Source organism: Nitrospira defluvii, assembly GCF_905220995.1.
GTDB classification, from domain to species: domain Bacteria; phylum Nitrospirota; class Nitrospiria; order Nitrospirales; family Nitrospiraceae; genus Nitrospira_A; species Nitrospira_A defluvii_C.
The window spans coordinates 736338-763107 of sequence record NZ_CAJNBJ010000017.1 but is presented as its reverse complement, the minus strand read 5'-3'; the positions used below and the strand labels follow the sequence as shown (position 1 = coordinate 763107).

Sequence of the window (26770 nt, the reverse complement as noted above, 5' to 3'; positions counted from 1 at the left end):
TTTCCGCGTCATGGCCCCCTCCTGTGGGGCCCATCTCAACACAGGTGAACTTCCAAGCCAATGGTCTAGTTATCAGGGGGAAAGTCACGATCACCGCCCTGCAGAGGTTTTTCGAAAAACGCACGTCTTGCGACTGGCTCATCTGCCACTGTTGAACGCGCCCCTTCTCGGTGAAGAGGGGCGGGGGCTCAACGGTATCCGAACTGCGTCCTGATCATCCTTTCTTGCCTAATCGGCACCCGCGGAGGAGATTGAGAACTAGTTCATCAGCATATGCTCGATGGGAGAGAGGCCGACTTGAATATATTGGAAGAGTCTTGACCCACAAGAACATTCTGCTGACATTCGCGACAAATACTTAGTCAAGACTGGAGCAAACTGCCACAGGCTGGCTTATCCAGAAGTAGCCGTCTTGACCCCTATCAAATGTGATTGTGACAAAGAACTGAGATTCCTGCGTTTCTCCTTCCCATCCGAGCACGAATTTCCTTGGTACGGCATTGGCATAATCGATAGCTGATACAGAACACCGTTGGTGTAAGACTCTTCGGAAAGACGGTTTGTTGCCCAATGAGATGAGAGGTGACAGCAAACTCAATGCGGCCGAGCGACAATGTATTGATAGGTGGGTGTATCTAGAAAGGACGATGTCTGTATCCATATCGATACTCCAGAGGAGGAGAACGGTACGGTATTCGCAGCTGGACCAAAACCCAGTGTTCATGGATCGGTTCTGAGCCTATGAAAAGAGACTATCGGATGGGTGAGGTAAGCCTAATAATCACAAAACAATAAAGGTACGTATTCAGGCTTCCTCGCAGCCCCCAAAAGGGTTCCCTTTTATCAGAAGGCGAGCCATGTCGAGGCTCCACAGTGAGGAGAGATCGGTCTTATGAGGCATCGTACGATCAAATCTTTACGAACAGCCCCGCTAAGGCACTCCATCTCGCTTGTAGGTTTTCTCCTATCTGAGTCGCGAGAAATCGCCCCTGGTACATGTCCTAGCCGCTGCCGAGAGAGCTGTCCCACCATCCTCCCAAATCTGAAATCATTGGATCGTTTGACATTCGGGCGGCTTCGACAATCGCTGTTGCTCTGCCTGCTGGCGCTTCTCTTCGGGGCTTGTGGCTCGCTTAAGGTGGCTGTGCAATCCGAGGTGCCCCACCGGGATGCGGAAGGTAAGCCGTTACCGGTTGTCGTGCGTTTGTATCAGCTCAGCAACAAGGAGCGTTTTCAAAAGGGCGATTTCCTCTCGCTTACGAGGAGCGACCATAAGGTGCTTGAAAAAGACATTCTCTGGAGGAAAGAGATCACGTTGTTTCCCAATTCCGAGTTGGTTCTCAAGGAAGAGCGCAAGAAGGGTGCGGAATACTTCGGCGTGATGGCGTTGTTTCGCGAAAAGGGAAAGGCATGGCGACAAGTGGTGGACCTCAATAAATTGTGGATCCTCTCGGTGAAGATCAAGATTCGAGAGCGAGAGATTATCGTCGATTGAGCGAAAGGCTCGTCTATGGGGCAGCCCGGCAAAGTCGTTTGGCATGAAGGCATGTTCCTGGCCCCGCACCACTTTCAGCAATGGGATCAGTATTACGGTCAGTTGCTGCAGGAGCGGCTTCGCGTGGTGAATCCTTTCGGGTGGGGGTTGATAGCCGTTCGGTTGGATTCCGACGATTTGGCAAACAATATCGTGCGCATTCTTGCGCTCAGAGGTGTCCTGCCGGACGGGATGGTGATCAGCGTTGCCGCCGGAGAGGAGAACGGGAGCCCGCTGGAGCCCCGCCCCGTTGACCACTATTTCCCTCCCTCCTTGGATCACTTGGATGTGTTCGTAGGAATTCCCGCCGAGCGAACCGATGGACCGAACTGTCTCCTCGACGAGACCGGCGGCAGGGCACCTACCCGCTATGTGGCGGTCAGGGCCAGCGTCGCGGACCTTAATTCCGGAGAAAAACGGGAAATTCTCCTCGCAAGAGCCAACTTACGAATTCTGTTTTCGGGAGAAGATGCGGCCGGTTTTATTACGCTGAAAGTATTGGAGCTTGAAAGGGCTTCCGGTGGAGGCCTGGTGTTGCGAGACAAGTACCTCCCTCCTTGCCTCACCATCGGTGCCTCACCGTGGCTCATGCGCCTATTACGCAGTCTGCTGGAACTGCTGTCCGCCAAGCGCAAGGCGCTGGTGGCCCAACAACTTGCGGCGAGCTTGGGAGGCATGGATCAGGCTCGGTGCTCGCGTCTGCATATCCTCAATGCCCATCTCCCTGTGTTGGCACACTACATTCAGGCAGGTCATGCCCACCCCGAAGGATTGTATCTGCTCTTGGCCAGACTGCTGGGCGAGTTAAGCACGGTCTACCCGATGCTCGATCCGATGGAGGTCCCCCAATACGACCATTTCAACCTGTACTCTGTGTTTCGGGAGATAGACGCGAGAATCAGACAGGCGTTGAAAGAAGAAGAGACACGCATGGAGTCGATTCCACTTGCGCAGCGCACAGAATTTATTTGGGAAGGGGCCGTGGCAGACGAGCTCCTGCTCCAATCCGGTCATCTCTATCTCGTGGTTGCGGGAGGAGTCACGGATGAGCAGCTTCCCAAATTCGTAAAGCAGGTTCGCATCGCGGCGCCGGATGAGGTGGAGAGCATCGTGTCCAACGCTGTCGAAGGGTTGGTGGTCACACATGTGGCGGCTCCTCCACCGACCATGGCGGTCAAGGCAGGGTACAGGTATTTCAGGTTGGAGAATCAGGGGCCGCGCTGGGCGGCCATCTGTCGAGCGCGGGCGCTCGCCGTGTATGTGCCTCCGGCTTTGAAAGAGGCCAAGTTGGAACTCATCTGGACCAGATAGGTGTCGTCCATGTCTGCCTCAGTGACGGAACGGAAGGCGAATCTGATCACCCTCTTCAATGATCTCTTGGTGTTGGGGATCTCCTTACGGGTTGCCGCGGATTGCGGAGAGCCGAGGGCACTGCGGTCTCAACTGCTGGACCTCTTCTATCAGGTCAATCAGGCGGGGAATGAGCTTAGCCTGCCAAAAGAAACCATGAAGGCGGCGGGGTATGCCGTCGCTGCCTACCTGGATGAAATGATCATGGGCTCGAACTGGCCTCAAAAACACCAATGGCCGGAGTTGAGCTTGCAGAGCGAACTCTTTGGCACCGACACGGCGGGGCAAGGGTTTTTCGACCAGATGGACGAGATCTGGGGGGCTCGTCCACTGAATATGGACTTGCTCGAGCTGTACTACCTCTGTCTGGCACTGGGATTTGAAGGCAAATACAAGCTGCAAGGCAAAGATCAGCTCAAGGCCGTGGTGCAAGAAATGGGGCGTGACATCCAAGCGAAACGTGGAGAAGCGCCGCCCTTATCGCTCGGCGAAACAGTGACCGGCATTCCTGCGCCGGCTCGTCACGCGATCACCACCCCTTGGATTGCGGTGGCAGCGGGAACCCTGTTTGTGCTGGGCCTGTTTCTGATACTCATGCTGAACATCAGCCGCCATGCCGACGCAGTCGCTGTACAACTCAAAGAGTTGGGCGAGAAAGTCGTCACGTTGAACCGATGACACACATCAGCGACATCACGTTGCGGTTTCGGGAGTCTGCGAAGACCGGACTCGACCAGGCCAGGTTGTACGTGCAGCGTCACCCGCGTCAGGCGGCATTCTGGTGCAGTCTGTTGCTGGTTGTGCTGGTGTTGACCTTCGGGGCGCTGATCGGCCTGGAGCGGTTTGAGACGCGGGCCTTTGCGGGCGTGGCCGTCTTGGTCGCCTATGGTCTCTATCAAACGATCAGTACATATCGGGAAGAAAAGCAGGCGACGGGCCCGGACGTCTCGTTGAGGGGGCAGATGCCGGATCAGGTAAGCCGAACCTCTTCTGAGTCGCAGACACGGATTGAAGGGCTCAGATCCGAGTTCGAACTAGCCATAGTTGAACTTGCACAATCATCCTTCGGACAAAAGGCCCTTTCGGCGCTTCCTTGGTATCTCCTGGTCGGCCCTCCGGCTTCCGGTAAGAGCACCATGCTGTTGAACTCCGGCCTGCAAGTCATCGTCCCCCGAAAGGATGAGACGGGAGGGAGTGGGACACTCGGGTCTCGGACCTGTGACTGGTGGTGTACGAACGAAGCCCTATTCATCGACACGGCGGGTCACTGCGCCGTGGGGGATGAGGCTCGCGGCGAGTGGTCGGTGCTGTTGGAGTCGATTGCAGCCCACCGCCAAGAGAATGCCGTGAACGGCGTCATGGTCACGGTGAGCCTGCCGGACCTGTTCGCAGCAAGGGAGAAGGATGTAGATGTGCAGGCAAAGCAGATCCGCGCGCGGTTGGAAGAGATCATCCAACGACTTGGTGTGGTCTTTCCCGTCTATCTGGTGTTCACGAAGTGCGACGTGTTGCGTGGGTTCGCTGAGTTTTTTGAGGATTTAGATCACGCCGGTCGCGAGGAGCAGGTATGGGGCCATACCTTTTCCGCGGGAACGGCGTCCAGCGGGACGCCTCAGAAACAGTTCGATACAGCCTTCTCGGAATTGCTACAAACGTTGTTGGTTCGGCGTCATGCCCGACTGCTTTCCGTGCTCGGCTCGAAGAAGGCGAGGGAAATTTTCTGCTTTCCCTTGAACCTGGCCTTGGCCAAGCCGAACCTCACTCGCTTCGTCGATCTGCTGTTCCAGCCCGGCCAGTTTCAGGACAGACCGCTGTTCAGAGGGTTTTATCTCACCAGCGCGACTCAAGAAGGGCCCTCGCTGGACGGTGTCATACAGCTTGTGAATCGTCGTGCCGGCCTCCAGGAACGAGGTGGGGTTCCGCCTATAGAACCACGGGAAAAGAGACCCTACTTCGTGAAACACCTGTTCAGCGGGATCGTCGTTCCGGATCAAGGACTTGCCCACCCTTCGATCGGGGTGCAGCGTCGTCTGCTGCTGAAGACACGGGCGCTGGCTGCCGGGACGGCGGCGGCCGGTGTGGCGTTTGTCGGAGCCTCACTCTATTCCTTTTCCTTGAATCGAGACCTCCACAATCGGATCGAAGCCAGCGCCGGCCACGTGTATCAGGCGATTATCCGAGAGGCCAAACCCTTTATGGAGGGGATACAAGACAGGGATCTTGAACAATTCCGGCAACAGATCGAGGTTCTTCAGGCCGATCACGAAACGAGACCGCCCTTGGCGCGTCGCTGGGGCATGAACCGAGAAACGACTCTCTACCCTGTCGCGCGAGACTTCTACCTCGGCTTGTTCCACAAATTCTATCGAGACCAGACGCGCACGCATATGGAAGAGAACCTCAGAGGATTCGCCGCCGACCCATCCCGAGCGCCACAGGCCCACGACAGCGATTTTTATTATTCCTACCTCAAGACCTACCTCATGCTGTCCTATACGTCGGGGGCGACCGAGCCAGGTCATCTGGACCGGCCGTTCCTTGCCGACTGGCTCAGGCGGATTTGGCAGGACCTCCTTCCGGCCCGGTATGGCCAGAAGGCTGCGACCGCCGATGTGAAAAACACGATCGATCGGCAGATCGACCTCTACAGTCGCCTGTTGCAACCGGACCAGGTTCCCTTCCCACGAGATCTTGGCCTGGTATCGGCGACAAGAGCGGCGTTGCAACAATCGCCCTACCCCGAGCGGATCTACGCTCGCATCCAACGTGAAGTGATGCAGCAATACAAACCGGTCCCTGTGACGCTGGCTTCTCTCCTGCAGGGGCAAAAGACCAGCCTGCTCGAAAGCAGCGACGAGATTCCCGGGTTTTTTACGCCTCAATTCGACAACGGTTTGTTCCGCAAGGTCATGGATCGGATCTTGGATCGGGCCTACGCGGATTCGTGGGTCCTCGATGTGCCTAAAGATCCGCGCGCAGAGGTCGAGAGACGTATTCATACGTTGTATCGCGAAGACTATATCCGCCGCTGGTTGCAATTTCTTGCCGCCGTGAAACTGCGTGCCGTGAGTACGCGGGAAGAGACGATCACGCTCCTGCAAGGGTTGACGCAGGAGAACTCCGTCCTCGTCGCGCTGCTGAAGGCGGTGGACGAACACACGTCGTTCAGCAAATTGTCGGACTTTGTGTGCGATGTCAGCAAAGGTTGGATTCACGGCAGTGCTTCGCCGCATCCCGTCGCGGAAGCGTTTCATTCCCTGCATGAATTCGTCGTGTCCTGCCCAGAAAACCAGGGGGCGCCGTTGAAACAGTATATGCAGGAGTTGCAACAGTTACGGGATGCCTTAAGCCGAAGCGTGGAGGGGGGCGCGCCTTCCTCCGAGCAACTGCAGGCCGAACACCGCCTGGCGGCCATCACGGGCCGTCTCGATCAAAGGATTCGATCCTCAGCGGAACAGCTTCTCCTGCAGCCGATCCACATGGTCGATGTGGAAAAGAGGCAGGAACTCAGTCGAGATTGTGCCCAGGCGATCGGAAGTCTGTACCCATTCCGTCCGGACAGCGCGGATGAAGTGACGATTCCCAACTTGATCGATTTCTTCAATCCTCAAAGCGGGCGGTTGCTGGCGTTTTACAAGTCGAACGTCAGTCCGGTCTCCGCAGAGGAAATTGCGAAGACGGGGGCCTCTGCCGATACCGTCCCCGGAACCGCTCTCCAGCAAGTGAAGGTCATTTCGGACGCCCTGTTCCCCTCGGGCAGTCCGGAGCCAAAAGTTCCCTTCGAGCTGAAGCCCCATGCGACCGGCGGGGTGGGCTTGAGTGAAATTCGCCTGATGATTGAGGGGCAAGAACTGACCTATCAAATGGGTCCGGAATTCTACACGCCGTTCCAATGGACCGGCCGTTCGGACGAACGCGGAGCGCTGCTGCAGATCGCGGTCGGCACCGATGAAGCGCAGCGCAAGAGCTACACGAAACAGTATGAAGGGCGGTGGGGGCTGTTCAGGATGCTGCAGGAAGGCCGCCCTGTTCCGATCAGTCCGACGGAATACCGGTTGTCCTGGAAATTCTCGATCGGCATGAAGGATCCCGTGGTCATCCGGTTTGATTTGAAGGCGGAGCATGTGAAACATCCCTTCGCCCCGGGTTTCTTTGCGAAGTTCAAATGCCCCTGATGGAAGCCATGGGTGAGGGGAGCGAAAGGCGAACGACGACATGGTGACCGACTTAACCATGGAGTGGCAGGCCATCGGAGCCAAACCCATTCGCGCCGATGCACCCGCCGGCAACCCTGTCCGGGACGATGCCGACTTTCTCTCCATGCAGGATGAGATCCAAAAGCTGGAGTCTCTCTCCCACGAACAGGTGAACTGGAGGCAAGTTGTGGCGGGGGGGCGGATAGTCCTGGCCGACAAATCGAAAGACCTCTTGGCGGCGGCCTATGCCTGTCTCGGCTTATTGCATGAAGAAGGGATTCCAGGGCTCGCAGCCGGACTGGCTTGCTTGCGAGACATGCTGGCCCGGTACTGGGATTCGCTCTATCCGGAAGCCAAGCGAGTGCAGAAGCGCATGGACGTGCTGGTCTGGTTGGAGGGCAGACTCCAAACGGCCTTTGGCGAGAGAGGGTTCTCGTCTCACGATCTCGACCCGTTGCGGACCTGCGAAGAACTCCTGCGTGTGCTTGAGACGCTGCTCGTCGAGAAGGCAGCGGACAAGGCCCCCGGTTTTGCGGGACTGCGGAATGAAATCGCACGGCAGATCGAACAGCTGGGGCAGCCCGAACCGAAGCCGGAAGGCAAGGGCCAAGAGAGTCACGGAGCGGCCGGGCCACCGACCACCTCCGGTGGGCCGCGCTCCATCACCACGGCGGACGATTGTCGCAATGCATTGCGCGAAGCCGGAGACCTTATTCGGCGCGCCGCTCTGTTCGCAAGGGGCCAAGACTCCTCGTTGCCGTGGCCCTATCGCTTGGTGCGGGCCACCATGTGGGCGACGCTTCAGATGCCCTCACCCATTGACGATGGCTTGTCGCGCATCCCTCCGCCCACCCCTCATGTCGTCCACCGATACCAAGAGCTGTATGCCAAGGGGGTATGGGCTCAACTTCTGGAGCAGATCGAGTCGCAATGTCCCGAGACCCCGTTCTGGCTTGACCCCCATCGGATGGCGGCTCGTGCGTTGGGCCAACTCGGAGCGTCGTACCGGCAGGCAAAAACAGCGATGGAAGATGAGGTCAGAACCTTGATCGAGCGACTGCCGGAACTCGCGGGCTGCCGATTTTCCGACGATATGCCCTTTGCAGACGAAGAGACCAGACAATGGATCGGTGCACTGCAGGGCACCACCGCTGATGTGACAGATTCCGAGAGAGGAGGCGCGATTAAGCCTGGGCTGGAGGGCAACCGGCTTGACGACCTGTATGTGCAAGCCGCGACGTTGGCGGAGCAGGGACGCCTGAAAGAAGCGATCGCGCTGTTGCAGAACGAATCAGCCGGCTCCTGCTCGGAACGAGAGCGGTTTCTGTTGAGACTGGATGCGGCCAAGCTCTGTCTCCTGGCCGGGCATCTCAAAGTCGCGCTGTCGCAACTGGAAGGCCTCGATGAGGCCATCGTACGGTTTGCCCTCGACGCCTGGGAACCGACCTTGTCGGTCGATGTGTGGAAGACGATGTGGCAGGTCCTCCAGCAGTTGCTGAAGGACGCAAGGCCACCCGCGGCGGAATGGGCCGATCGGGCCGAGGCGGTTCACCGCCGCATTTCCCGGGTGGACATGCTGTCGGGCTTGGATATGGAAGGCAAACACCAATCGGCACGAGTCGAACGATAGCGTCAACCAGCGAGTCCTCCTTGCGAGGATTCACACAGGAAGGAGCGCGCCATGGCAGGTGGCAAAGAAGGGTCGGTGGCACCGGAAGAGAGAGTCAATATCGTCTTCAAACCCGCCACGGAGGGTGTCCCGGAAGAAAAGGAACTGCCCTTGAAAATGGTGTTTATGGGTGATTTCACGTTGAGGCCTGACGATACGCCGTTAGAGGACAGAAAGAAAATTGGAGTCGACAAGAGCAATTTCGACGAGAGGATGCGGAGTCTGAGTCTGGAGTTGTCGATGACGGTGCCGAATCGACTTTCCGGCAAAGAGGGCGAGGATCTTCCGGTCGCCATTCGCATCAACGGCTTGAAGGATTTCAGCCCCGACTCGATCGCGCAACAGGTTCCGGAACTCAATAAGCTGCTGGAGCTGCGGGCGGCATTGCAGTCGTTGAAGGGCCCCCTCGGCAATGTGCCGGCCTTCAAAAAAAAGATCGACAGTTTGCTCAGTGACGTGGAGGCGCGTGAGCGCTTGCTCAAAGAATTGGGCGCGGGAGAACCGCGATAGTCTATTCATGCCGGAGGAGGACAGGCCATGGCGGAAACACAAGAGACCCCATCCACCAAAACACCGGTGGCAGAAGCCGAACCCAGCTTGATCGAGCAGATGTTGGCGTCCATCGATATCCGTCCGCAAGAAGAAGCCTATTCTCCGGCGAGACAGGGCCTTGAGGCGATCGTACGGGCCCTCCTCGTGCCGGAGCGGAAGGATATGAAGGTCAACCAGGCCATGGTCGTCGATATGATCGCCGAGTTGGACAGAAAACTCAGCGCACAGGTCGACGCCATCCTGCATCACGCGACGTTTCAGAAGTTGGAATCCGCGTGGCGCGGGCTGAAGCTGGCCGTGGAGCGGACCGAGTTTCGAGAAAACATCCAGTTCGAGATCTTGAACGTGTCGAAAGAAGAATTGCTGACCGATTTTTTGGAGGCGCCGGATGTCACCAAGTCCGCCCTGTACAAGCATCTGTACACGGCCGAGTTCGGCACGTTCGGCGGAAATCCCATCGGCGCCATGATCGCCAATTATGACTTCGGTCCGGGCCCGCAGGACGTCAAGCTGCTGCAGTATGTCGCTAGTGTGGCCACGATGGCGCATGCCCCGTTCCTTGCGGCGGCCGGACCGAAATTCTTCGGCATGGAGAGTTTTCTCCGCCTGCCGAACCTTAGAGATTTGAAGACGCATTTTGAAGGCCCACAGTACATCAAATGGAACGCCTTCCGCGATTCCGAGGATGCTCGATCCGTCGGTCTCTGCTTGCCGCGGTTTCTGCTGCGGCTGCCCTACAGTCAGGAGGCGAACCCGGCGAAGGTCTTCAATTACACCGAATCGCTCAGCAACGGCCACGAGAGTTACCTGTGGGGCAATACGGCATTCGCATTCGCCACGCGTCTGACCGACAGTTTCGCCAAGTCACGCTGGTATACCAACATCATCGGTCCGATCAGCGGCGGGACGGTGGAGGACCTGCCGGTCCATCTGTTCGAGTCGATGGGCGGGATAGAGACGAAGATACCGACGGAAATCCTGATTTCCGGCGAGCGCGAAAAGGAATTGGCCGATGCGGGCTTCATCGCCTTGACCATGCGGAAGGGCTCGGACAACGCCTGCTTTTTCTCGGCCAACTCCTGCCAACGCCCTAAGACCTTCGGCCAGAGTGCGGAGGGCAAGGTGGCGGAGGCCAACTATCGATTGGGCACGCAATTGCCCTACCTCTTCATTGTCAATCGTTTGGCCCATTACCTCAAGGTGCTCCAAACCGAGCAGCTTGGGAGCACGAAAGACCGGGCGGATCTGGAACGGGAACTCAATACCTGGATCAGCCAGTACGTGTCTGCGCAGGATGTCGTCACGCCAGAAGTGCGGCGGCGGCGTCCACTCCGGGATGCTCAGGTGACGGTCAGCGATGTGGAGGGTAATCCCGGCTGGTATCGGGTCGATCTGAAAGTGGTGCCGCATATCAAATATATGGGTGCCTTTTTCACGCTGTCCCTGGTCGGTCGGCTCGATAAGAAGAAATAGGAAAGGAGGAGCGCATTATGCCGATTCCAGCCTACTTGGAAATTGAAGGAGAAAAACAAGGCAAGATCGAAGGGTCGTGTGATCAGAAGGGACGAGAGGGAACGATTCTCGTCCAGGCGTTCGACCATAAGGTGCACATTCCCTCCGATCCACAAACGGGGCTTGCGTCGGGGAAGCGCGTCCACGGTGCGGCCACGATCGTGAAGGAGGTGGATAAGGCCTCGCCGCTTTTGTATCAGGCGCTCTGCACCGGAGAACATTTGAAGACCATCACGATCAAATGGTACCGCATCGCGAAGGACGGGACGGAGGAACATTATTTCACGACCAAGTTCGAGGATGGGATTGTGATTGAAATGCATCCCTCGATGCAGAACTGTCTCGACAAAGCGTTCGGACACCTGGGCCATATGGAGGAGGTGTCGTTCCGGTATCGAAAAGCCATTTGGCGGCATGAGGTGGATAAGAAGGAGGCCCAGGATGACTGGAAGGTTCCGAAGTAGGTGAGACGGAGAAAATATGGGACGAGAAGGTCGCTTGTTGGAACGATTGGGGGATGAGCGGTCGGCAAGTCCGAAGGCACCCAGGGAAAGCCCCCACCTGCTGGCAGAGTCGATCCTTCGGCACCTCAGGAAACTGCTGAATACCAGGCCGGATCAGGTCTTGATTCAGCCGGACTATGGGATGCCGGATCTCACGGAGTTGGTGCAGGACCAGGCAGCGGCAGTGGAGGAGGTACAGGCTGCGATCCTGCGAACCATTACTCGGTTCGAGCCCAGGTTGCATGACGTCTCGGTCACGCACGTGCCTTCGGAACCGGGGCAGTCGATCCTGCGGTTCGAAATCGCAGGGGCACTCATTAGCGAGAGGGAACCACACGTGGAATTTCGGACGGAGATCAGTCCGGCGGGACGAGTCGAGATCGCCGAGTGATCCGCATACCTGCCGTTTCGTGGGGCCATGCAGAGGTGAAGGCCGTGACGTTCAATCGATACTATAAGGACGAGCTCGAGTTCCTTCGGCAGATGGGACGTGAGTTCGCCGAAGCGCATCCCAAAGAGGCGCACTTTCTGGCCGACGTCGGGAGCGACCCCGACGTGGAACGATTGCTTGAGGGTGTCGCATTCCTGACGGGTCGGATCAGGCAGAAACTGGACGATGAATTCCCCGAACTGATCCACGGGGTCATGAATTTGTTGTGGCCGCATTACCTGCGCCCCATCCCCGCCATGAGTCTCCTGGAATTTGCACCGATTCCCGGCGCGGTCACCGAGCGCAAACGCATTCCAGCCCTCGAAACAGAAGTGGAGTCTGGCAAGGTCGATGGGACGGGATGCCGCTTTCGGACCACTGCCGATGTGGACCTCTATCCCTTTCAGCTCGAACAGGTGTCCTTGGAGGCGGCCAGCGGCGGTCATTCCGCGCTCCGTCTTCGGTTCGTCCTTCTGCCCGGAGCCACATTGGCGCAGGCGCAGGTCGAGCGGCTCCGACTGTACTTGGTTGGGGAGCCTGCCTACACCCTCTATTATTGGCTCTGTCGCCACGTGAGCAAGATCAGGCTGCGCCTGCTCGCGCAGGGTCGCCCGGTAGAAGAAATCGGGCTGCCGGACTGTCAGATTCAGCCTTTTGGCTTGTCCAGGGAAGCGGCACTGCTACCCTACCCCAAGACAGCCTTCGACGGGTATCGCTTGCTCCAGGAATATCTGACCTTTCCTCAGAAGTTTCTTGCCGTGGATCTGTCAGACCTTCAGCCGTTATCCCGGCGAGCCTCCGCCGCGACGTTCGAGATCCTCATCCTGTTCACGAACGCGCCACCGGCGTCCTTGCGGGTGTCCAAAGAGCATGTCCGGTTGTTCTGTACGCCGATCGTCAATCTATTCACCTCTGATTCCCAACCGATCCAGATCAGCCATGAACGGACCGAATACCTCGTCCGCCCGTCGGCTGCCCAGGCCATGCAGTATGAAATCTTTTCGGTCGACGGCGCGAACGGACACCTGCGTGGGACGGGGGAGGAATTGCACTACGAGCCTTTCTACTCATTTCGCCATGGTGATGGCAAATCCACTGCCACGGTCTATTACCAGACACACCTTCGGCAATCCGTGGCGAGCAAAGGCGGAGCCGAGACCTATGTGTCGTTCGTGAATGCGGATGAAATTCCGGTCCGTGGCGCGGAAGTCCCGACCGAGATCGTGACGTTCAATTTGACCTGCACCAATCGAGATGCGGCCGGGAAACTTCGCGTCGGAGACATTCAGGTGCCGACGGACAGTTCGCCGGGATTCGCGCAATTCAAGAACATTATCCGAGTGTCTGCTCCGTGTCGTGCGCCGGTCGGTGGAGATCTCCATTGGCGCCTGCTGTCTCATCTCTCGTTGAACTATCGCTCCTTGACCAGCGTCGAGGCACTGCGTGGGTTGTTGGATCTGTATAATTTTGCAGCGCGCCAGGATGATCAAGCGAGACGTGCCCAGGCCAGATTGTTGGAAGGCATTGTGGATGTCCAGAGTCGAGGGAAGGATCATCTCTTCCACGGCGTTCCGATCCGTGGAACGGAGATCATCCTCTCGCTGAAGCAAGACCACTTCGCCGGGGAGGGGGACTTGTTCTTGTTTGCAAGCGTGCTCTCCGAGTTTTTTGCACTCTACGCCTCGGTGAACTCGTTTACTCAATTGGTCGTGAACGAAATCGAGCAGGGAGAACAGTATTCATGGCCGAGCAGGATCGGACAACAGATCATCCTCTAGTCGAGGATTTGCTTCGGAGGGCGCAGGACTACTCCTTCTTCCAATTGGTCACGCTCGTGGAGCGGCTCTGCCGTCCCAGGGCGGCGGTCGGCGGCGAAGGACCAGCCGAGGGGGAGGCGCTTCGGTTTCGTCCTGAGCTTTCCTTCGCTTTTCCTGTCTCCGATATCGCCGCTCTGGAGAAGAGCAGAATGCAGCCGCTGCGGTTCCGTGTGACCACGACATTTTTGGGACTCTACGGGACCACCTCGCCGCTGCCGCCATTTTACACCGAAGATCTCATGGCTCAAGAGGAGGGGGAGGAGGCTGTTCGCTCCTTCCTGGATCTGTTCCACCACCGGTTGCTTTCATTATTCTACCGCGCGTGGGTCAAATACCGGTACCACATCCAATTCGACCCGTCCGGCGAAGATCCCTTTTCGCAGCGCATGTTGGCCTTTCTCGGCTTGGGTGCGAAGGAGGTGGCGGAAAAGACCGGCCTGCCCGTCAGCCGGCTTCTTCGGTATGCGGGGTTATTCAGTCAGCGGCCGAGGTCGGCGTCGGCGCTGGAGGGGATGTTGAGCGATTTGTTCGATGGGATTGAAGTGCGGATCACCCAATGCACCGGCCGATGGGTGGCGATTCCCCCGGAACAGCAGTCGACCTTGGGAAGGCAGAACTGCGCGCTGGGACGGGATTGTGCGCTCGGAAACCGAGTCATCAACCGGCAATCCAGCTTTCGCCTCACGATGGGTCCCATGAGTCACGACACCTTCGTGAGCCTGCTACCCGGCAGCACGGGAATGGAAAGAATGGAGGCGTTGGTTCGGTTGTTCGTCCAGGATCGATTCGATGCGGATCTGGAACTGCTCATGCCCGAGGAGGGGATTCCGACCTTTCGGCTGCTGTCCAAGCAAGGCGATGGGCCGCGATGCCGTCTCGGGCAAACGACTTGGTTGCCGGCGCGATCAGGCAATGGCGGAGTGCGGAGAGTCCCCTTTCAATTTGCCCCGGCGAGGACAGAGGGACTTTCGCTCAAGCAATAACAAGGAGTGGGAGCCATGGATGTGGTAGATAGACGAGCCTTGATCCGCCGGTTGAATCGCTTGTGCAGCCGATCACTTGAGTCCGCGGCGGGGCTTTGCCTGTCGCGCACGCATTATGAAGTTGCAATCGAACATATGCTGCTCAGATTGCTCGAAGACCCCACCGCCGACATCCAGGTGATCCTGTCCCATTTCGAGATCGAGCCGGCTCGCGTGCAGAAGGCCCTGCAGCGGGCTCTCGAAGAGTTCAAGTCAGGGAACGCAGCTAAACCCGTGTTCTCACCGCGACTCATCGAATGGCTGCAGGAGGCCTGGCTGATCGGATCGATTGATCTGAACCTGACCGAGATCCGGTCAGGGGCGCTGTTCCTGGCCATGGTCAGGGATCTCGGCCGGTTCGCCTATGGTTTCGGGGAGGAGCTCCTGCAACCGGTACGTGCCGACGAACTCACCCACAAGTTTTTCGACATGACCGCGAAATCGTCGGAAGGAGAAGCGGCGAAGGCGGCGGCGAAGGGTGGGGCTGAGGGGCGGGGTGCGGAAACGGCGCTGGGTCGGTTCACGGTGGACTTTACGGCGCGGGCCCGCGCCAACGGTATCGATCCGGTCTTTGGGCGTGATCGGGAGATCCGGCAGATGATCGATATCCTGGCCCGACGGCGCAAGAACAATCCCATCGTCGTAGGGGAGGCCGGAGTGGGAAAGACGGCGGTCGTCGAAGGATTGGCCTTGCGGATTGTGCAACACGATGTGCCGGATCTGCTCAAGAATATGGACATGCTGGCGCTGGATTTGGGCCTACTCCAGGCCGGGGCCGGCGTTCGGGGTGAGTTCGAGCATCGCCTGAAGTCCGTGATCGATGAAGTGAAGGCCTCACCGAAACCCATCATCCTCTTCATCGACGAGGCCCATATGCTGGTGGGCTCGGGGAGCACGGCGGGGATGGGTGATGCCGCCAATTTGCTCAAGCCGGCCCTGGCGAGGGGCGAGTTGCGCACGATCGCCGCCACGACCTGGTCGGAGTACAAAAAGTATTTCGAAAAGGATGCGGCATTGGCCCGGCGCTTCCAGCTGGTGAAGCTTGAAGAGCCGTCTGAAACCGATGCCATTCTGGTGTTGCGCGGCTTGCGGAGTAAGTACGAGGAGGCCCATCAGGTGCAGGTGCTGGACGAAGGCGTCGTCGCGGCGGCACGCATGTCCAGCCGGTATATTTCAGGTCGCCAACTTCCGGATAAGGCGGTGGATCTGTTGGACACGGCTGCGGCTCGGATCAAGATCGGGCTCAGCAGCAAACCGGACCGCCTGGAAGATATCGAACGGACGATCCAAGCGCTGGAGCGGGAGCGAGGCGCCCATCAACGCGACCTGCTCAGCGGGGTGCCGGTGGAACCGGAGCGGATCAGCGCGCTGGACGAGGCCATCGCGAAACGAAGGCAGGAACTGGAGCAGTTAGAGGCGCGGTGGCGTGAGGAGAAAGTGTTGGCGGAATCGGTCTTGGCCCTGCGGGGAAAAATACAGGCGGAAGGGGCCCAGGGCGCAGACCGCTATCGCTCCGACTGGGACCGCGCCAAGGCCGATTTGCGCAAGATTCAGGGGAAGGATCCGCTGATCAGGATCGAAGTGGATACGGATGTCGTGGCCGAGGTCGTGTCCGATTGGACCGGCATCCCTGTGGGCCGCATGATCAGGGACGAAGCCCAGACGATTCTGCAGTTGGATGATCGGCTCAAAACGAGGATCAAGGGCCAAGACCATGCGATTGAGGCCATCGCTCGAGGAATCAGGGCTTCCAAGGCCGGCATCGGAAACCCAGCCACACCGATCGGCGTGTTTCTATTCGTGGGCCCCAGCGGTGTGGGAAAGACGGAGACGGGGCTGGCTGTGGCGGAGGCGCTGTTCGGCGGCGAGCGGTTCGTCGTCACGCTGAACATGTCGGAGTTTCAGGAGAAGCACACGGTCTCGCGGCTCATCGGCTCACCGCCCGGCTATGTGGGATATGGCGAAGGCGGCGCGTTGACCGAGGCGGTCCGGCAGCGGCCCTATTCGGTCGTGTTGCTCGATGAGGTGGAAAAGGCCGACCCCGAAGTCATGAACATTTTCTATCAAGTCTTCGACAAGGGCATGTTGGCCGACGGCGAAGGGCGAGTCATCGATTTTAAGAATACGGTGATCTTCATGACCAGCAACCTGGCCTCGGACATGATCTTCCAGCTGTGTGCGCGCGGGACGCGGCCCTCGCCGGGCGAGGTGACCGCCGCCATCAGGCCGCTGTTGAGCCGCCACTTTAAACCGGCGCTGCTGGCGCGGATGACCATCGTGCCGTTCTACCCGATCGATGCAGCCGCGATGACCATGATCGTGGAGTTGAAGCTGGCCCGCCTGGCCCAGCGGCTGATGGAGAGCCACCGGATTGCCTTCGACTACGAGCCGGCCGTGGTCGAACAGATCGTGCGGCGTTGCAACGAGGTCGAAACCGGGGCGCGCAACATTGACCATATCATGCAGGGGTCGTTGCTCCCGCGCGTCTCGACGGAAATCCTCTCGCGTCTGGGCGAAGGACGCCTGCCTGAACGGCTCAGCCTGACCTTGGGGGCGGACGGCGATTTCAACCTCGCGTTCTCGGAGCGCCAGACCGTGGCGTTGGCGCAAGGATAAGGACCATGCCTCTCATGGACACACAAACCGAAGCGCCCCATCTTTTCAAAGTCGGCGCCTATTCAGCAGACAAACTCCGCGTCGTTCGCTTCGAGGGGAGCGAGGGCCTGTCTCAGGTCTATCGCTTCAGCCTGGACCTTGCGTCGTCCGACCCAAAAATTGATTTCGATCAAGTCGTCGGCCAGCCGGCCCTGCTGACGGCGCGAGGGAGCAGGGGCATCAGGCTCGTTCACGGACTGGTCAGTGCATTCGAGCAGACGGGCAAAGAGGGTAAATGGGGGCTCTATCGGGCCGAAATGGTGCCGGCGATCTGGAAACTGGGGCTTCGAACCGATTGCAGGATTTTCCAGGAGAAGACGATCCCGGACATCATCAAGGACGTTCTGCTCGATGCGGGCCTGACCGCCAACCAATTTCGGTTCGCGCTGACTTCCGGCCGGTACAAAAACCGTACCTATTGCGTCCAGTACGGCGAGTCCGATCTGAACTTCATCAGCCGGCTCATGGAGCAGTATGGGATCTGGTACTACTTCGAGCACCGTGACACGAGCCACGTCTTGGTCTTGAGTGACGACCCCGCCGCCGCCGCGACGCTGCCCGGCGCATCTTCGATCAGATACCATGCGCCCGCGACCGCCGGCCTCTCGAGCGAGGAACATATTGCGTTCTTCTCCTACCACCGCGAGATCCGATGCGGCGCTGTCAAGTTACGGGATTTCGACTTCGAAAAGCCGCGACTGACCGTCACCGGAGACGCGCAGGCCAAGATGGACTACAAATTGGAGGATTACGACTATCTCGGTGAATGCCGCGACAGCAGTGAGAGGAATCTGTTGGCTAAGGTGCGGTTGGAAGGGGCGCAGGCGGTCAGGCAGCTGGGAAGAGGGCACAGTGATTGTTGCCGGATCATTCCCGGTTACCGCTTCACCCTGGACCAATGCCATCGGTCGGACTTGAACCGCGAGTATCTGACCGTGAGGGTGACGCACCAGGGGACCCAGCCGCAGGCGTTGGGGGCTGAGACGGGAACGGTCGCGAATGAGCCGGCCTATCAGAATGAGTTCCACTGCATTCCCTCCGATGTGCCGTTCCGCTCTGCGTCCATTACGCCGAGACCCACGATCCAGGGCCCCCAAACGGCCATCGTGGTCGGACCGAAGGGAGAGGAGATTTACACGGATAAGCATGGGCGCGTGAAGGTGCAATTTCATTGGGATCGCGAAGGGAATCGGGACGAAAAGAGTTCCTGCTGGGTGCGAGTGGCTCAGGTTTGGGCCGGCACGAGTTGGGGCGCCATGTTTATTCCACGGATCGGGCAAGAAGTTCTGGTGGAATTTCTGGAAGGAGATCCCGACCAGCCGATTGTGACGGGACGCGTGTACAACGGCGATAACATGCCACCCTACGCGTTGCCGAGTGAAAAGACCAAGAGCACTCTCAAATCCAATAGCTCCATCGGCGGCGGAGGGTCGAACGAGATTCGCTTCGAAGATGGGAAGGACAAGGAAGAAATTTATCTTCATGGCCAAAAAGACTGGACGATCGCCGTCGAGAACGACAAGAACCAAACGGTCGGCCATGACGAAACCTTGGCCGTGACCAACAATCGCACCAAGACGGTGGGCGTCGACCAAAGCGAGACAGTGGGGGCGAACAAAACGATCAAAGTCGGGGCGAACCATACGGAGAGCATCGGGGGTGCGGAAACCATCGCGGTCGGCAAGGCGTCGGCTCACACCGTTGCGTTGGCTCGGGCCTTGACGATCGGTGGCGCCTATCAGGTCAGCGTCGGCGCGGCCATGAACGAGACGGTGGGAGGCGCCAAGGCCGAAGAAATAGGTGGCGCGAAGACGGTCGTGGTGGGCGCCTTGAGCAGCGAAAACGTGGCAAAGAATAAGTCTGTGGATGTTGGTGAAAGCATCACAGAAAACGCCGCCAAAAACATCGGTGTCACGGCAGGCGACAATATGACCATCTCGGCCGGCAAGAATATGGTCCTCGACGCTGGAGACCAAATCACGATCAAGACCGGGAGCGCGTCGATCACGATGAAAAGCAACGGCGACATTGTCATCAAGGGCGGGAAGATCACGGTGAACGCGTCCGGAGACCTGGCTTTGAAGGGATCGAAGATTACTCAGAACTAAAAGGTGAACGCGGGGGTAGATATGTCCGGCAATCAGCAGTCCATGGATGAGATCGAAACCAGAGAGACATACGAAGCAGGGTTTTCATGTCCTTGCATCGGTCGCGTTGTCGGTTGGAATGAGTCGGGGGACATCCTTGTCGATTATGAAGGACGGACGAACATACCCGCCAGAGTTGTCTCGGGTGCGATGCGCAGTGATCCGGTCGATCCAGGCAATGGGAATCGAGAAGTCCTCCTGGTATTCGAGGGAGGAGATCCTGGCCGTCCCATCATCGTTGGTGTGATGGAGGACCGGATTGAAAGAATCGCATCGATGGTCCTTGCAGCGGATGAGACGGAGAGGCCGAAGGAGATGGTCATCGACGGGGAGCGGCTCATCATCGAAGGCAAAGAAGAAATCGTCCTGCGGTGCGGCAGTGGCAGTATCACGCTGCGCAAGGACGGCAAGATTGTCATCAGAGGCGCCCACATCCTGTCGCGTTCTTCGGGGCCGCACAGGATCCAGGGCGGCAGCGTCAGCATCAATTAGGAGGAGGGCCCTTGCTCCAATTGAAGAACACGACTCCATTTTTCGCCTCGATGGCAGTCTTTCCGAACGAGCAGGGGATAGACACGCTGTACGTGGCGATCAAAGCGACGTTCGAACTCGGCAAGACACTCGCGATCGCTCCAAAGCAGCAACCGATTATCCTTGCGGACGAGTATTGGGGCCAGCCGGGAGCGTCGAGCGTGAAATACGCGTCAGAAATGCATCTCACCAAGCCATCGACGGATGTGGTGTTGATTGGCGAGGCTTCTGCACCGGATCAGCGCGAGGTGACTCAACTCGACGTGGCCGTTGTTGTGGCCGAACGAAAAAAAGTGGTCCGCGTCTTTGGGGACAGAGAATGGCGAGGCGGTTTGTTCGGACTTCGCATGACCAGTCCGGCTCCCTTTCGCTCGATGCCGCTCGTGTACGAGCGCGCATTCGGTGGTATCCATGATCGGACTGCGGAAGAGAAGGGAATTCTGTATGAGGCCCGCAACCCGGTCGGATCTGGGTTCACGGGAAAGAGGCGGCGAAAGGACATCAATGGTATGCCGATCCCAAATCTCGAAGACCCGGCCGATCTGATCTCAGGTCACGGCGCCAGGCCTCACCCGGCCGGTTTTGGATATATCGCTCCCTCCTGGGAGCCAAGAAAATCCTTCGCCGGGACCTATGATGAGGCGTGGCAGAAAAAGCGGGCACCGTACTTGCCTCAAGACTTCAATCCACGGTTCTTCAATATGGCCCATCCCGATTTAGTGTGCGATGGGTACTTGCGAGGCGGAGAGCCGGTGGAAGTGCTCAATGCGTCGCCTCGCGGACCATTCAAGTGTTATTTGCCGGTCTGTCGCTTGGAGGCAGTGGTGCGGCTGGCGGGGAAAAAGCAGGCGCCGCCACTCAATCTGGAAACCGTGCTGATTGAGCCAAATGAATCACGCCTCTCGATGCTGTGGCGCGCGGCGCTGCCCTGTGACAAGCAAGCGCTCAAGGTCGAGCAGATCGACATAGGAATCCAGAGTCTGGATCTTGAAGCGAAGGCAGCCTGATGTCTGCACAAGGAGCGACCATCGTGTCTCTTGGGATGATGTCGCCGGTGGGAATCGGCACTCAGCAGACGGCCTCCTCGGTCAGAGCCGGGATCTCACGATTCTGCGAAACGTCGATCTATGACAGGCGATTCCAACCGTTCACCATGGCGCTGGTTCCGGATGACTGTCTCCCGCCGCTTGAACGCTCGTTGGAAGAAACTATCGGCCTCACGGCACGGCAGGCCAGAATGTTGAGACTCGCAGCGCCGGCACTGAGCGAGGCTCTTAGAGGAGTGCCGAATGTGGGGGAGATTCCTATCTTGGTTGGTACTCCCGACGCGTTGCCAGGCCGCGCGGATCCAGCCGGAGACAAATTCCTTGAGCAGCTGATAGTACAGTCTGGCCTGAAGTTCGATCTAAAACGAAGCAAGATGTTCCCCAATGGTCGCGCAGCAGGCTTGTTGGCGCTCCAAGAGGCCCTCGCGCGCTTGCAGTCCGGCGAGGAGAGCTCTGTGATCGTGGGCGGCGTCGATACCTATCTCGACTTGTATCTGCTTGGCACGCTCGATATGGAAGGTCGGATCCTGGCCAAAGGCGTGATGGATGGATTCGTGCCGGGTGAAGGGGCGGCTTTCTTATTGCTCACGGCTCCAAACAAAAGCACTGCAGACCAAGGTCAAATCTCAAGGATTGCCGCTGTCGCGACTGGGGGCGAGAAGGGCCATCGATATAGTGAGGAACCGTATCGAGGCGACGGACTCGCGAGCACAGTGCAAGAGCTCTTCGCGTCCATCCCATCCGTGAAAGAAAAGGTGCAGACGGTGTTCACCGGATTCAATGGCGAAAATTTCTGGGCCAAAGAGTGGGGCGTCGCCTATCTGCGAAGCAAGGAGAGGTTCCAAGAGAACGTCAGGATAGAACATCCGGCTGACTGTTTCGGGGATCCCGGCGCGGCGCTTGCTCCATTGATGCTCGGTTTAGGAGCGGTCGGAATGCAGAAAGGCTATGTCCAAGGCCCTTGTCTCGTGTGGTGCTCGTCAGATCGAGAGGCACGAGGGGCAGCCCTGATTCATATGAATTAAACAATTACTGGTGGGTGAGGCTCGTATGGCATCGGTCTTTGCGAATTGTCGTGGTGTCGTCCATAAGCGCAGCGGAGGGACGAGTACCGTCTTTCCGGATGTGTGCAAGACGCCCACCCCTGGCGGAACGGTTCCCATTCCCTATCCCAACATCGGCATGTCCTCGAACACGTCGGGCGGACCTAAAAGCGTAAAAACTGATGGGCAAATGCCGATGGTAAAAGGCGCGACCTACAAGATGACCAGCGGCGACGAGGCAGGGAACGCGGGTGGAGGCGTCGTCAGTAATTCATTCAAGGGCGAAGCGGAATTCATGATGTATTCATTCGATGTGAAGTTCGAAGGGAAGAACGTATGCAGATTGGGGGATCCGCTGTTTCATAACAAGAAGAACATTATGGGGTGAGTGTCTACGCCTCAAGCTTAAAGGATGCATTCGATGGACGTGGGAGAAGCGGTTGCTGTCGATATCGCAAGCGCACTTCATGATGAGTCCTGCTATTTCTGCAAATCAAAAGAGCCGCCTCGAATAGAGGAGAATGAACTTCAGGATAGTTACCCGGATGATAATGACCTTGACGGGGCCTTAAATGATGTGAAGTTCAAGAATGACGCTACCAAGCTTGGGAATGCCCTTGGAGGCAAGCCTGATGCGTTGGAGATAACGGTAGGGAGCGGGAAATATACCGCAGCTGTCGCAGCGCATCACCTGATACCCGGTAATGGTTCGCTGAAACAAAGTGACCTGTTCTTGTCAGAGAAATATCTCTGGAAAGATGGAAAAGAGAAGGGGAATATCGGATACAACATAAATGCAGCTTGTAACGGTGTTTGGCTACCAGGCAATTACGGTGTCCGTCCGTGGGGAAGGGATGGAGTGATATTCAAAGCGAAATCAGGTAGCGATCCCAAGGTCTTTGCCTTTGATGCCATCGAAAAGTGGGGGGCTCAATTCCATGATGCACATGAAAATTACAATGACTTTGTTTTTGATGTACTTAACAAGCTCTATGACAAATTGGAGGCTCAGGAGTCTCTATGGTGTCCGGAGGCAAAGAAGCAAGACAAAACGCCTGCCGAGCGCGAGCCACTATATGTTCTGGTTAGTCGCCTCAATACTATTTCTAGCAGGATGAGTAGGATGCTAAGAGTACCAACAACGAACTGGAAGAGGAATATTTACACATCCCGATTTGCATTTGCATATATTCAAGAAAAACCTCACTTGAGTAAAAAGGCCACATAATAAATCTAGCATAGGAGTGTACCATGTATTACGTGCTGGAGCGTGGCATTCAGCCCGGACGATGGATAGGACATTCGCCGTTTATCAAAGGTGTGAAGTGGCGCGCAGGTGTTAAGATTACTCATGCTCTTCCTGACCGGCTTGAATTCACTTTAAAACCTTTCGACCCTGATTCTTCCGATCATGCACCGTATATGCCTGCCTATCTAAAGGCAAGCCCTCCCCTTTTCCGTGATGATCTCCTTGAGGCAATGAGAGAGTGCGGAGTGGAGAACCTGGATCTATATGACGTTGTCATCAGAGACCCAGACAACGACCATGTTCACACAAACTACAAGGCAGTAAACATTATTGGCCTCATTGCAGCGGCCGACATGCTGAGATCTGACGCTATTGTCCATCCTGGTTCCCCGCCTTTAATCGACGTTGACTTCGACCGTCTCGTCTTGGATGAGACCACAACCCATGGGGCACTCATCTTCCGACTGGCGGAATCAACCAATGCTATCTTGGTCCATCCAAAACTAAGAGATTTCCTTTTAGGTCGAGGATTTACAGACCTAGCATTCTATACTCCCGATGAGGTTGCTCTGTAGTACATGAGCAAAAGTGGGAATGTGACCGTGGCCAGATCCTGCGTCGCAATCTTCCGAATAGAACCGATAGCGCTTCAAACAATAAGGTTGCAACCGGTGGCATTTCCCGATGAAACACATCATTGACAACATCATTCAGCAGCACGCCGAAGAAGCCGCTTTTCTGTGGCTTCTTCGGACGAACGCCGTCCGCGCACCGCACTATGCGTTGAAAGATCTGGCCAAACTGGATGAGCGTGTCGAGGCGCATCTGGATGGCTTGCGTGTGGCAGGGGAATCGGGCTGGGAACTGTGCAAAACGGCGCTGGGGACTGAAGAAAACGGGGAGGTCTTTGCTGCTTCGGTGATGACGTGTGAATCGGGAATCGAGTCGCGTATTCAGGCGGTGTGTGATGTTGTGCAACAGAAGCCGGAGTTGAGCGCGGGACTCATTTCGGCACTGGGCTGGATCCCGTTCGACCAAGTTGCTTCACAGGCCCAGCGATTACTCAGTGCTGAATTGCCTCTTCAGCAAATGGTTGGTCTCGCTGCCTATGCTGCGCATCGACAGGATCCTGGTCCAGCGCTGAAGGATGCGCTCTCTTCGACTGATCTTATCTTGAAGACTCGGGCACTGAAAGCAGCAGGCGAACTTGGGAAGACCAGCCTTATTCCTGCCATCAAGGCTGAGCTAACCGCGGAAGATCTGGCCTGTCGGTACTGGGCCGCCTGGTCTGGAGCCTTGTTGAGAGAACCAGCAGCCATTCCCGTACTTCAGCGGCTGGCTGAAAGTGGACATTTCAAACGCGAGCAGGCTTGTGCGATGGCGCTGAGACGCATGTCGATAGACCAGGCGCAAGCGTGGCTTAGGAGCTTGGCGAGCAGTCCTGAGATGCTTCGTCTAGTGGTGCAAGCAGCCGGTGTGACCGGTGATCCAGCGAACATTCCTTGGTTGATTCAGCAAATGTCTGATCCCGTCTTGGCTCGCGTGGCCGGAGAATCCTTCACAATGATTACCGGTATCGACCTAGCCCATGACGATCTGGACACCAACAGGCCAGAGGACTTCGAAGCAGGCCCGACGGAAAATCCGGAAGACGAGAACATCGAACTCGATCCCGACGAAGATTTGCCTTGGCCCAATCCTCAGTTGATTGAACAATGGTGGGTCACTCACCGGCTTCCGTTCACCAATGGAACCCGTTACCTCTTGGGCAAGCCGATCACGGTCGATTCGCTTCATGAAGTGTTACGAACAGGTAGGCAGCGTCACCGTATCGCCGCAGCGATCGAACTGGCCATGCGCCAACCCGGCACACCGCTTTTCAACACCAACGCCCCCGGATTCCGGCAGCAAGCCCTGCTCCAAGCGCGGTAACGTTACCGTGAGTAGCTCTCACACTCAGGACAGCGTTCGATGTATGGCTCATGCGCTGATCAACCAGGCTCTCGTTCAAGAGATTGTAATGATGCCAAGACCGACGAAGTGGTGTGCCTTCACTGGCTTTCCATGGCTGCCCGCCTCTACCACGTCCTGATCCTCCTCTTCGTTGCCGCCGCCTGTCAGGCTCCTTCGAATCAGAAGCCAGGTCCACCGGTCTCGCCCCCATTGCTTTCTCGCCCCGCCCAACCCGACGTCGTCCCCTCGTATAGGATCGGCGCACTGCTGCCCCTCACTGGTCCCATGGCGGTCTACGGCCAGGAATGTTTCCGTGGGATTGAGCTTGCTGTAGACCGTTGGAACCGCGAGGGTGGAACGGTGGTCAGGCTGGTTGTGCGAGACACGAGAAGTGATAGGGCTGTGCAACAACCTCTCAACGCCTTGCTGGATGAATCGCGGCTGTCGGGGGTGATCGGTCCCCTCGCATCTCAGCAGTTGGAAGAAGCCGCGAGGCTCGTTGAGGGCGCCCACCTGCCGCTCATCACCCCTGCAGCCACACGATCTGATGTGCGGCAGCTCAGTCCTTACGCATTCAGCACCGCGTTGACCTACCCATTGCAAGCGGAAGGGATCGCGGCCTACGCGATGGGCCGCTTGGGCTATCGGCGGTTCGCGGTCATCCATCCTGAAACCGGCTATGGGCGACAACTCGCGCAATCATTCGCGGAAGAGGTGCGTCGACGGGGCGGGGAGGTTGTCGACGTGGAGTCTTACCAGGAGGAGGAACAAGATTTTACCTCGCAGGTCACGCGCCTGAAAGTTGCGGTTCGGAGGCGTCTACAAGAAGATAGTCCGACTCACGAAAGAAGACCATCCGGGGCCAGCGCAGCTCAAAAGAAGCATGGCGCTCCATCGCGTCGGGGACTTGATGCCATCTACTTGCCTGGAGCCTTTCGTCAGGCTGCACTGATTGCCGCCCAATTGCGCTTTCAGGATGTGAAAGTGCGTCTGCTTGGCAGCAGTGCTTGGCACAGCTCGGATGTGGCGAACTTTCCCGAGAGGTCACTCTTGGGGGGCATCTTCGTCGACAGTTTTTTTGCAGAGAGCAAAGCGCCTGCCGTTCGAGCATTTGTCGAGGCCTATCGGCTCCGCTACCATGCCGAACCGACTCCCTTCGCCGCCCAGGCCTATGAAGCCACCGAGCTGCTTCTGGCTGGAATCCGTGCAGGGGGCACATCTGGCAAGCGGCTGCGTGCCTACTTAGAGCAGGCCGATGCGCTTCCGACGCTACTGGGTCCTGCCTCCTTCAATGCGAAAGGTGTGCTGAATCGACGGCTGGTTCTGCTGCAGGTCGGCGAGAAGGGAGCACTTGAGCAGGTGCGATGAGCGGCATCGCAGTGTGGGAACTGGTCCGAGTCACCCACCGGGAGGGGATTTGCGTGCCACACTGACTTCTCCTGTTTGAAGAACAGCCTCCCGGTCGTGCCTGACACTGTGCTGCCTTCTGCTACAGATGATGGCCTGCCACTGTAGCGCCTCTCCACGGGCTGGGCCCCTGCGGCGGCTGTGCATGGTGTAA

Annotated in this window: 21 protein-coding genes and 1 pseudogene; all 22 read left to right on the top strand. The window is 57.7% G+C overall.

Features of this window, described 5'->3' with window-relative positions; genetic code table 11:
- Window positions 1–1060 precede the first annotated feature (1060 nt).
- The 22 genes and pseudogenes from tssJ (at window position 1061) to KJA79_RS18595 (ending at window position 26577) form a co-directional block, all read left to right on the top strand.
- Window positions 1061–1495 (top strand): type VI secretion system lipoprotein TssJ, encoded by a 435-nt coding sequence (tssJ, locus tag KJA79_RS18695; protein ID WP_213043575.1) that lies wholly within the window; start codon window positions 1061–1063, stop codon window positions 1493–1495.
- A gap of 15 nt (window positions 1496–1510) precedes the next feature.
- On the top strand, window positions 1511–2845 hold the full coding sequence (gene tssK / locus KJA79_RS18690) for a type VI secretion system baseplate subunit TssK (protein ID WP_213043574.1): 1335 nt from the start codon (window positions 1511–1513) through the stop codon (window positions 2843–2845).
- Window positions 2846–2854: 9 nt separating this feature from the next.
- On the top strand, window positions 2855–3562 hold the full coding sequence (gene icmH, locus KJA79_RS18685) for a type IVB secretion system protein IcmH/DotU (protein ID WP_213043573.1): 708 nt from the start codon (window positions 2855–2857) through the stop codon (window positions 3560–3562).
- A complete protein-coding gene (gene tssM, locus KJA79_RS18680; RefSeq protein ID WP_213043572.1) occupies window positions 3559–7059 on the top strand; it encodes a type VI secretion system membrane subunit TssM in 3501 nt (1166 codons plus the stop codon). The genes icmH and tssM overlap by 4 nt, the downstream gene beginning before the upstream one ends.
- A 40-nt stretch (window positions 7060–7099) precedes the next feature.
- Entirely contained in the window at window positions 7100–8710 is a 1611-nt protein-coding gene (tssA, locus tag KJA79_RS18675) for a type VI secretion system protein TssA (RefSeq protein ID WP_213043571.1), read from the top strand.
- 51 nt (window positions 8711–8761) lie between these two features.
- On the top strand, window positions 8762–9259 hold the full coding sequence (gene tssB / locus KJA79_RS18670) for a type VI secretion system contractile sheath small subunit (protein ID WP_213043570.1): 498 nt from the start codon (window positions 8762–8764) through the stop codon (window positions 9257–9259).
- 27 nt (window positions 9260–9286) lie between these two features.
- Window positions 9287–10774 carry a type VI secretion system contractile sheath large subunit gene (tssC, locus tag KJA79_RS18665; protein WP_213043569.1) on the top strand — a complete coding sequence of 496 codons (1488 nt, stop codon included), beginning with the start codon at window positions 9287–9289 and terminating at the stop codon, window positions 10772–10774.
- A gap of 17 nt (window positions 10775–10791) precedes the next feature.
- Window positions 10792–11277 (top strand): Hcp family type VI secretion system effector, encoded by a 486-nt coding sequence (locus KJA79_RS18660; protein ID WP_213043568.1) that lies wholly within the window; start codon window positions 10792–10794, stop codon window positions 11275–11277.
- Between the two features lie 16 nt (window positions 11278–11293).
- Entirely contained in the window at window positions 11294–11707 is a 414-nt protein-coding gene (gene tssE, locus KJA79_RS18655) for a type VI secretion system baseplate subunit TssE (RefSeq protein ID WP_213043567.1), read from the top strand.
- 44 nt (window positions 11708–11751) lie between these two features.
- Window positions 11752–13524 carry a type VI secretion system baseplate subunit TssF gene (gene tssF, locus KJA79_RS18650; protein WP_213043566.1) on the top strand — a complete coding sequence of 591 codons (1773 nt, stop codon included), beginning with the start codon at window positions 11752–11754 and terminating at the stop codon, window positions 13522–13524.
- Window positions 13488–14546: a type VI secretion system baseplate subunit TssG gene (gene tssG, locus KJA79_RS18645; RefSeq protein WP_213043565.1), complete on the top strand. Its 1059-nt coding sequence runs from the start codon at window positions 13488–13490 to the stop codon at window positions 14544–14546. The genes tssF and tssG overlap by 37 nt, the downstream gene beginning before the upstream one ends.
- 15 nt (window positions 14547–14561) lie before the next feature.
- The gene (gene tssH / locus KJA79_RS18640; protein ID WP_213043564.1) at window positions 14562–17201 is read left to right on the top strand and encodes a type VI secretion system ATPase TssH; all 2640 of its coding nucleotides are present in this window, start codon (window positions 14562–14564) and stop codon (window positions 17199–17201) included.
- A gap of 14 nt (window positions 17202–17215) precedes the next feature.
- Complete coding sequence (locus tag KJA79_RS18635) at window positions 17216–19348, top strand: type VI secretion system Vgr family protein (RefSeq protein WP_213043563.1); 2133 nt, start codon at window positions 17216–17218, stop codon at window positions 19346–19348.
- 21 nt (window positions 19349–19369) lie between these two features.
- Window positions 19370–19624: pseudogene (locus KJA79_RS23395) on the top strand (DUF6484 domain-containing protein); the annotation flags it as partial.
- A 9-nt stretch (window positions 19625–19633) separates the two neighbouring features.
- Window positions 19634–19879 carry a hypothetical protein gene (locus KJA79_RS18630; RefSeq protein WP_213043562.1) on the top strand — a complete coding sequence of 82 codons (246 nt, stop codon included), beginning with the start codon at window positions 19634–19636 and terminating at the stop codon, window positions 19877–19879.
- 50 nt (window positions 19880–19929) lie between these two features.
- Complete coding sequence (locus tag KJA79_RS18625; RefSeq protein ID WP_213043561.1) at window positions 19930–20925, top strand: DUF2169 family type VI secretion system accessory protein; 996 nt, start codon at window positions 19930–19932, stop codon at window positions 20923–20925.
- A 23-nt stretch (window positions 20926–20948) separates the two neighbouring features.
- Entirely contained in the window at window positions 20949–21989 is a 1041-nt protein-coding gene (locus KJA79_RS18620; protein ID WP_213043560.1) for a beta-ketoacyl synthase N-terminal-like domain-containing protein, read from the top strand.
- Between the two features lie 25 nt (window positions 21990–22014).
- Window positions 22015–22395: a DUF4150 domain-containing protein gene (locus KJA79_RS18615; RefSeq protein ID WP_213043559.1), complete on the top strand. Its 381-nt coding sequence runs from the start codon at window positions 22015–22017 to the stop codon at window positions 22393–22395.
- Between the two features lie 33 nt (window positions 22396–22428).
- Window positions 22429–23235, top strand: a complete 807-nt coding sequence (locus tag KJA79_RS18610; RefSeq protein WP_213043558.1) for an AHH domain-containing protein — start codon at window positions 22429–22431, stop codon at window positions 23233–23235.
- Between the two features lie 23 nt (window positions 23236–23258).
- Window positions 23259–23831: a hypothetical protein gene (locus KJA79_RS18605; RefSeq protein ID WP_213043557.1), complete on the top strand. Its 573-nt coding sequence runs from the start codon at window positions 23259–23261 to the stop codon at window positions 23829–23831.
- A 109-nt stretch (window positions 23832–23940) separates the two neighbouring features.
- Window positions 23941–25188, top strand: a complete 1248-nt coding sequence (locus tag KJA79_RS18600) for a TIGR02270 family protein (RefSeq protein WP_213043556.1) — start codon at window positions 23941–23943, stop codon at window positions 25186–25188.
- Between the two features lie 132 nt (window positions 25189–25320).
- Window positions 25321–26577 (top strand): ABC transporter substrate-binding protein, encoded by a 1257-nt coding sequence (locus KJA79_RS18595; protein ID WP_213043555.1) that lies wholly within the window; start codon window positions 25321–25323, stop codon window positions 26575–26577.
- The last annotated feature ends 193 nt before the right edge of the window (window positions 26578–26770 follow it).

Excerpts from the sequence above, each read along its gene's own strand:
- tssC (WP_213043569.1), top strand. The coding sequence starts at position 9,287 with ATGGCGGAAACACAAGAGACCCCATCCACCAAAACACCGGTGGCAGAA.
- KJA79_RS18595 (WP_213043555.1), top strand. The coding sequence starts at position 25,321 with ATGGCTGCCCGCCTCTACCACGTCCTGATCCTCCTCTTCGTTGCCGCC.
- tssA (WP_213043571.1), top strand. The coding sequence starts at position 7,100 with ATGGTGACCGACTTAACCATGGAGTGGCAGGCCATCGGAGCCAAACCC.
- icmH (WP_213043573.1), top strand. The coding sequence starts at position 2,855 with ATGTCTGCCTCAGTGACGGAACGGAAGGCGAATCTGATCACCCTCTTC.
- tssB (WP_213043570.1), top strand. The coding sequence starts at position 8,762 with ATGGCAGGTGGCAAAGAAGGGTCGGTGGCACCGGAAGAGAGAGTCAAT.
- KJA79_RS18635 (WP_213043563.1), top strand. The coding sequence starts at position 17,216 with ATGGACACACAAACCGAAGCGCCCCATCTTTTCAAAGTCGGCGCCTAT.
- KJA79_RS18605 (WP_213043557.1), top strand. The coding sequence starts at position 23,259 with ATGTATTACGTGCTGGAGCGTGGCATTCAGCCCGGACGATGGATAGGA.
- tssM (WP_213043572.1), top strand. The coding sequence starts at position 3,559 with ATGACACACATCAGCGACATCACGTTGCGGTTTCGGGAGTCTGCGAAG.
- KJA79_RS18625 (WP_213043561.1), top strand. The coding sequence starts at position 19,930 with ATGGCAGTCTTTCCGAACGAGCAGGGGATAGACACGCTGTACGTGGCG.
- tssK (WP_213043574.1), top strand. The coding sequence starts at position 1,511 with ATGGGGCAGCCCGGCAAAGTCGTTTGGCATGAAGGCATGTTCCTGGCC.
- KJA79_RS18630 (WP_213043562.1), top strand. The coding sequence starts at position 19,634 with ATGGAGGACCGGATTGAAAGAATCGCATCGATGGTCCTTGCAGCGGAT.
- tssH (WP_213043564.1), top strand. The coding sequence starts at position 14,562 with ATGGATGTGGTAGATAGACGAGCCTTGATCCGCCGGTTGAATCGCTTG.
- tssG (WP_213043565.1), top strand. The coding sequence starts at position 13,488 with ATGGCCGAGCAGGATCGGACAACAGATCATCCTCTAGTCGAGGATTTG.
- KJA79_RS18615 (WP_213043559.1), top strand. The coding sequence starts at position 22,015 with ATGGCATCGGTCTTTGCGAATTGTCGTGGTGTCGTCCATAAGCGCAGC.
- KJA79_RS18610 (WP_213043558.1), top strand. The coding sequence starts at position 22,429 with ATGGACGTGGGAGAAGCGGTTGCTGTCGATATCGCAAGCGCACTTCAT.
- tssE (WP_213043567.1), top strand. The coding sequence starts at position 11,294 with ATGGGACGAGAAGGTCGCTTGTTGGAACGATTGGGGGATGAGCGGTCG.
- KJA79_RS18660 (WP_213043568.1), top strand. The coding sequence starts at position 10,792 with ATGCCGATTCCAGCCTACTTGGAAATTGAAGGAGAAAAACAAGGCAAG.
- KJA79_RS18600 (WP_213043556.1), top strand. The coding sequence starts at position 23,941 with ATGAAACACATCATTGACAACATCATTCAGCAGCACGCCGAAGAAGCC.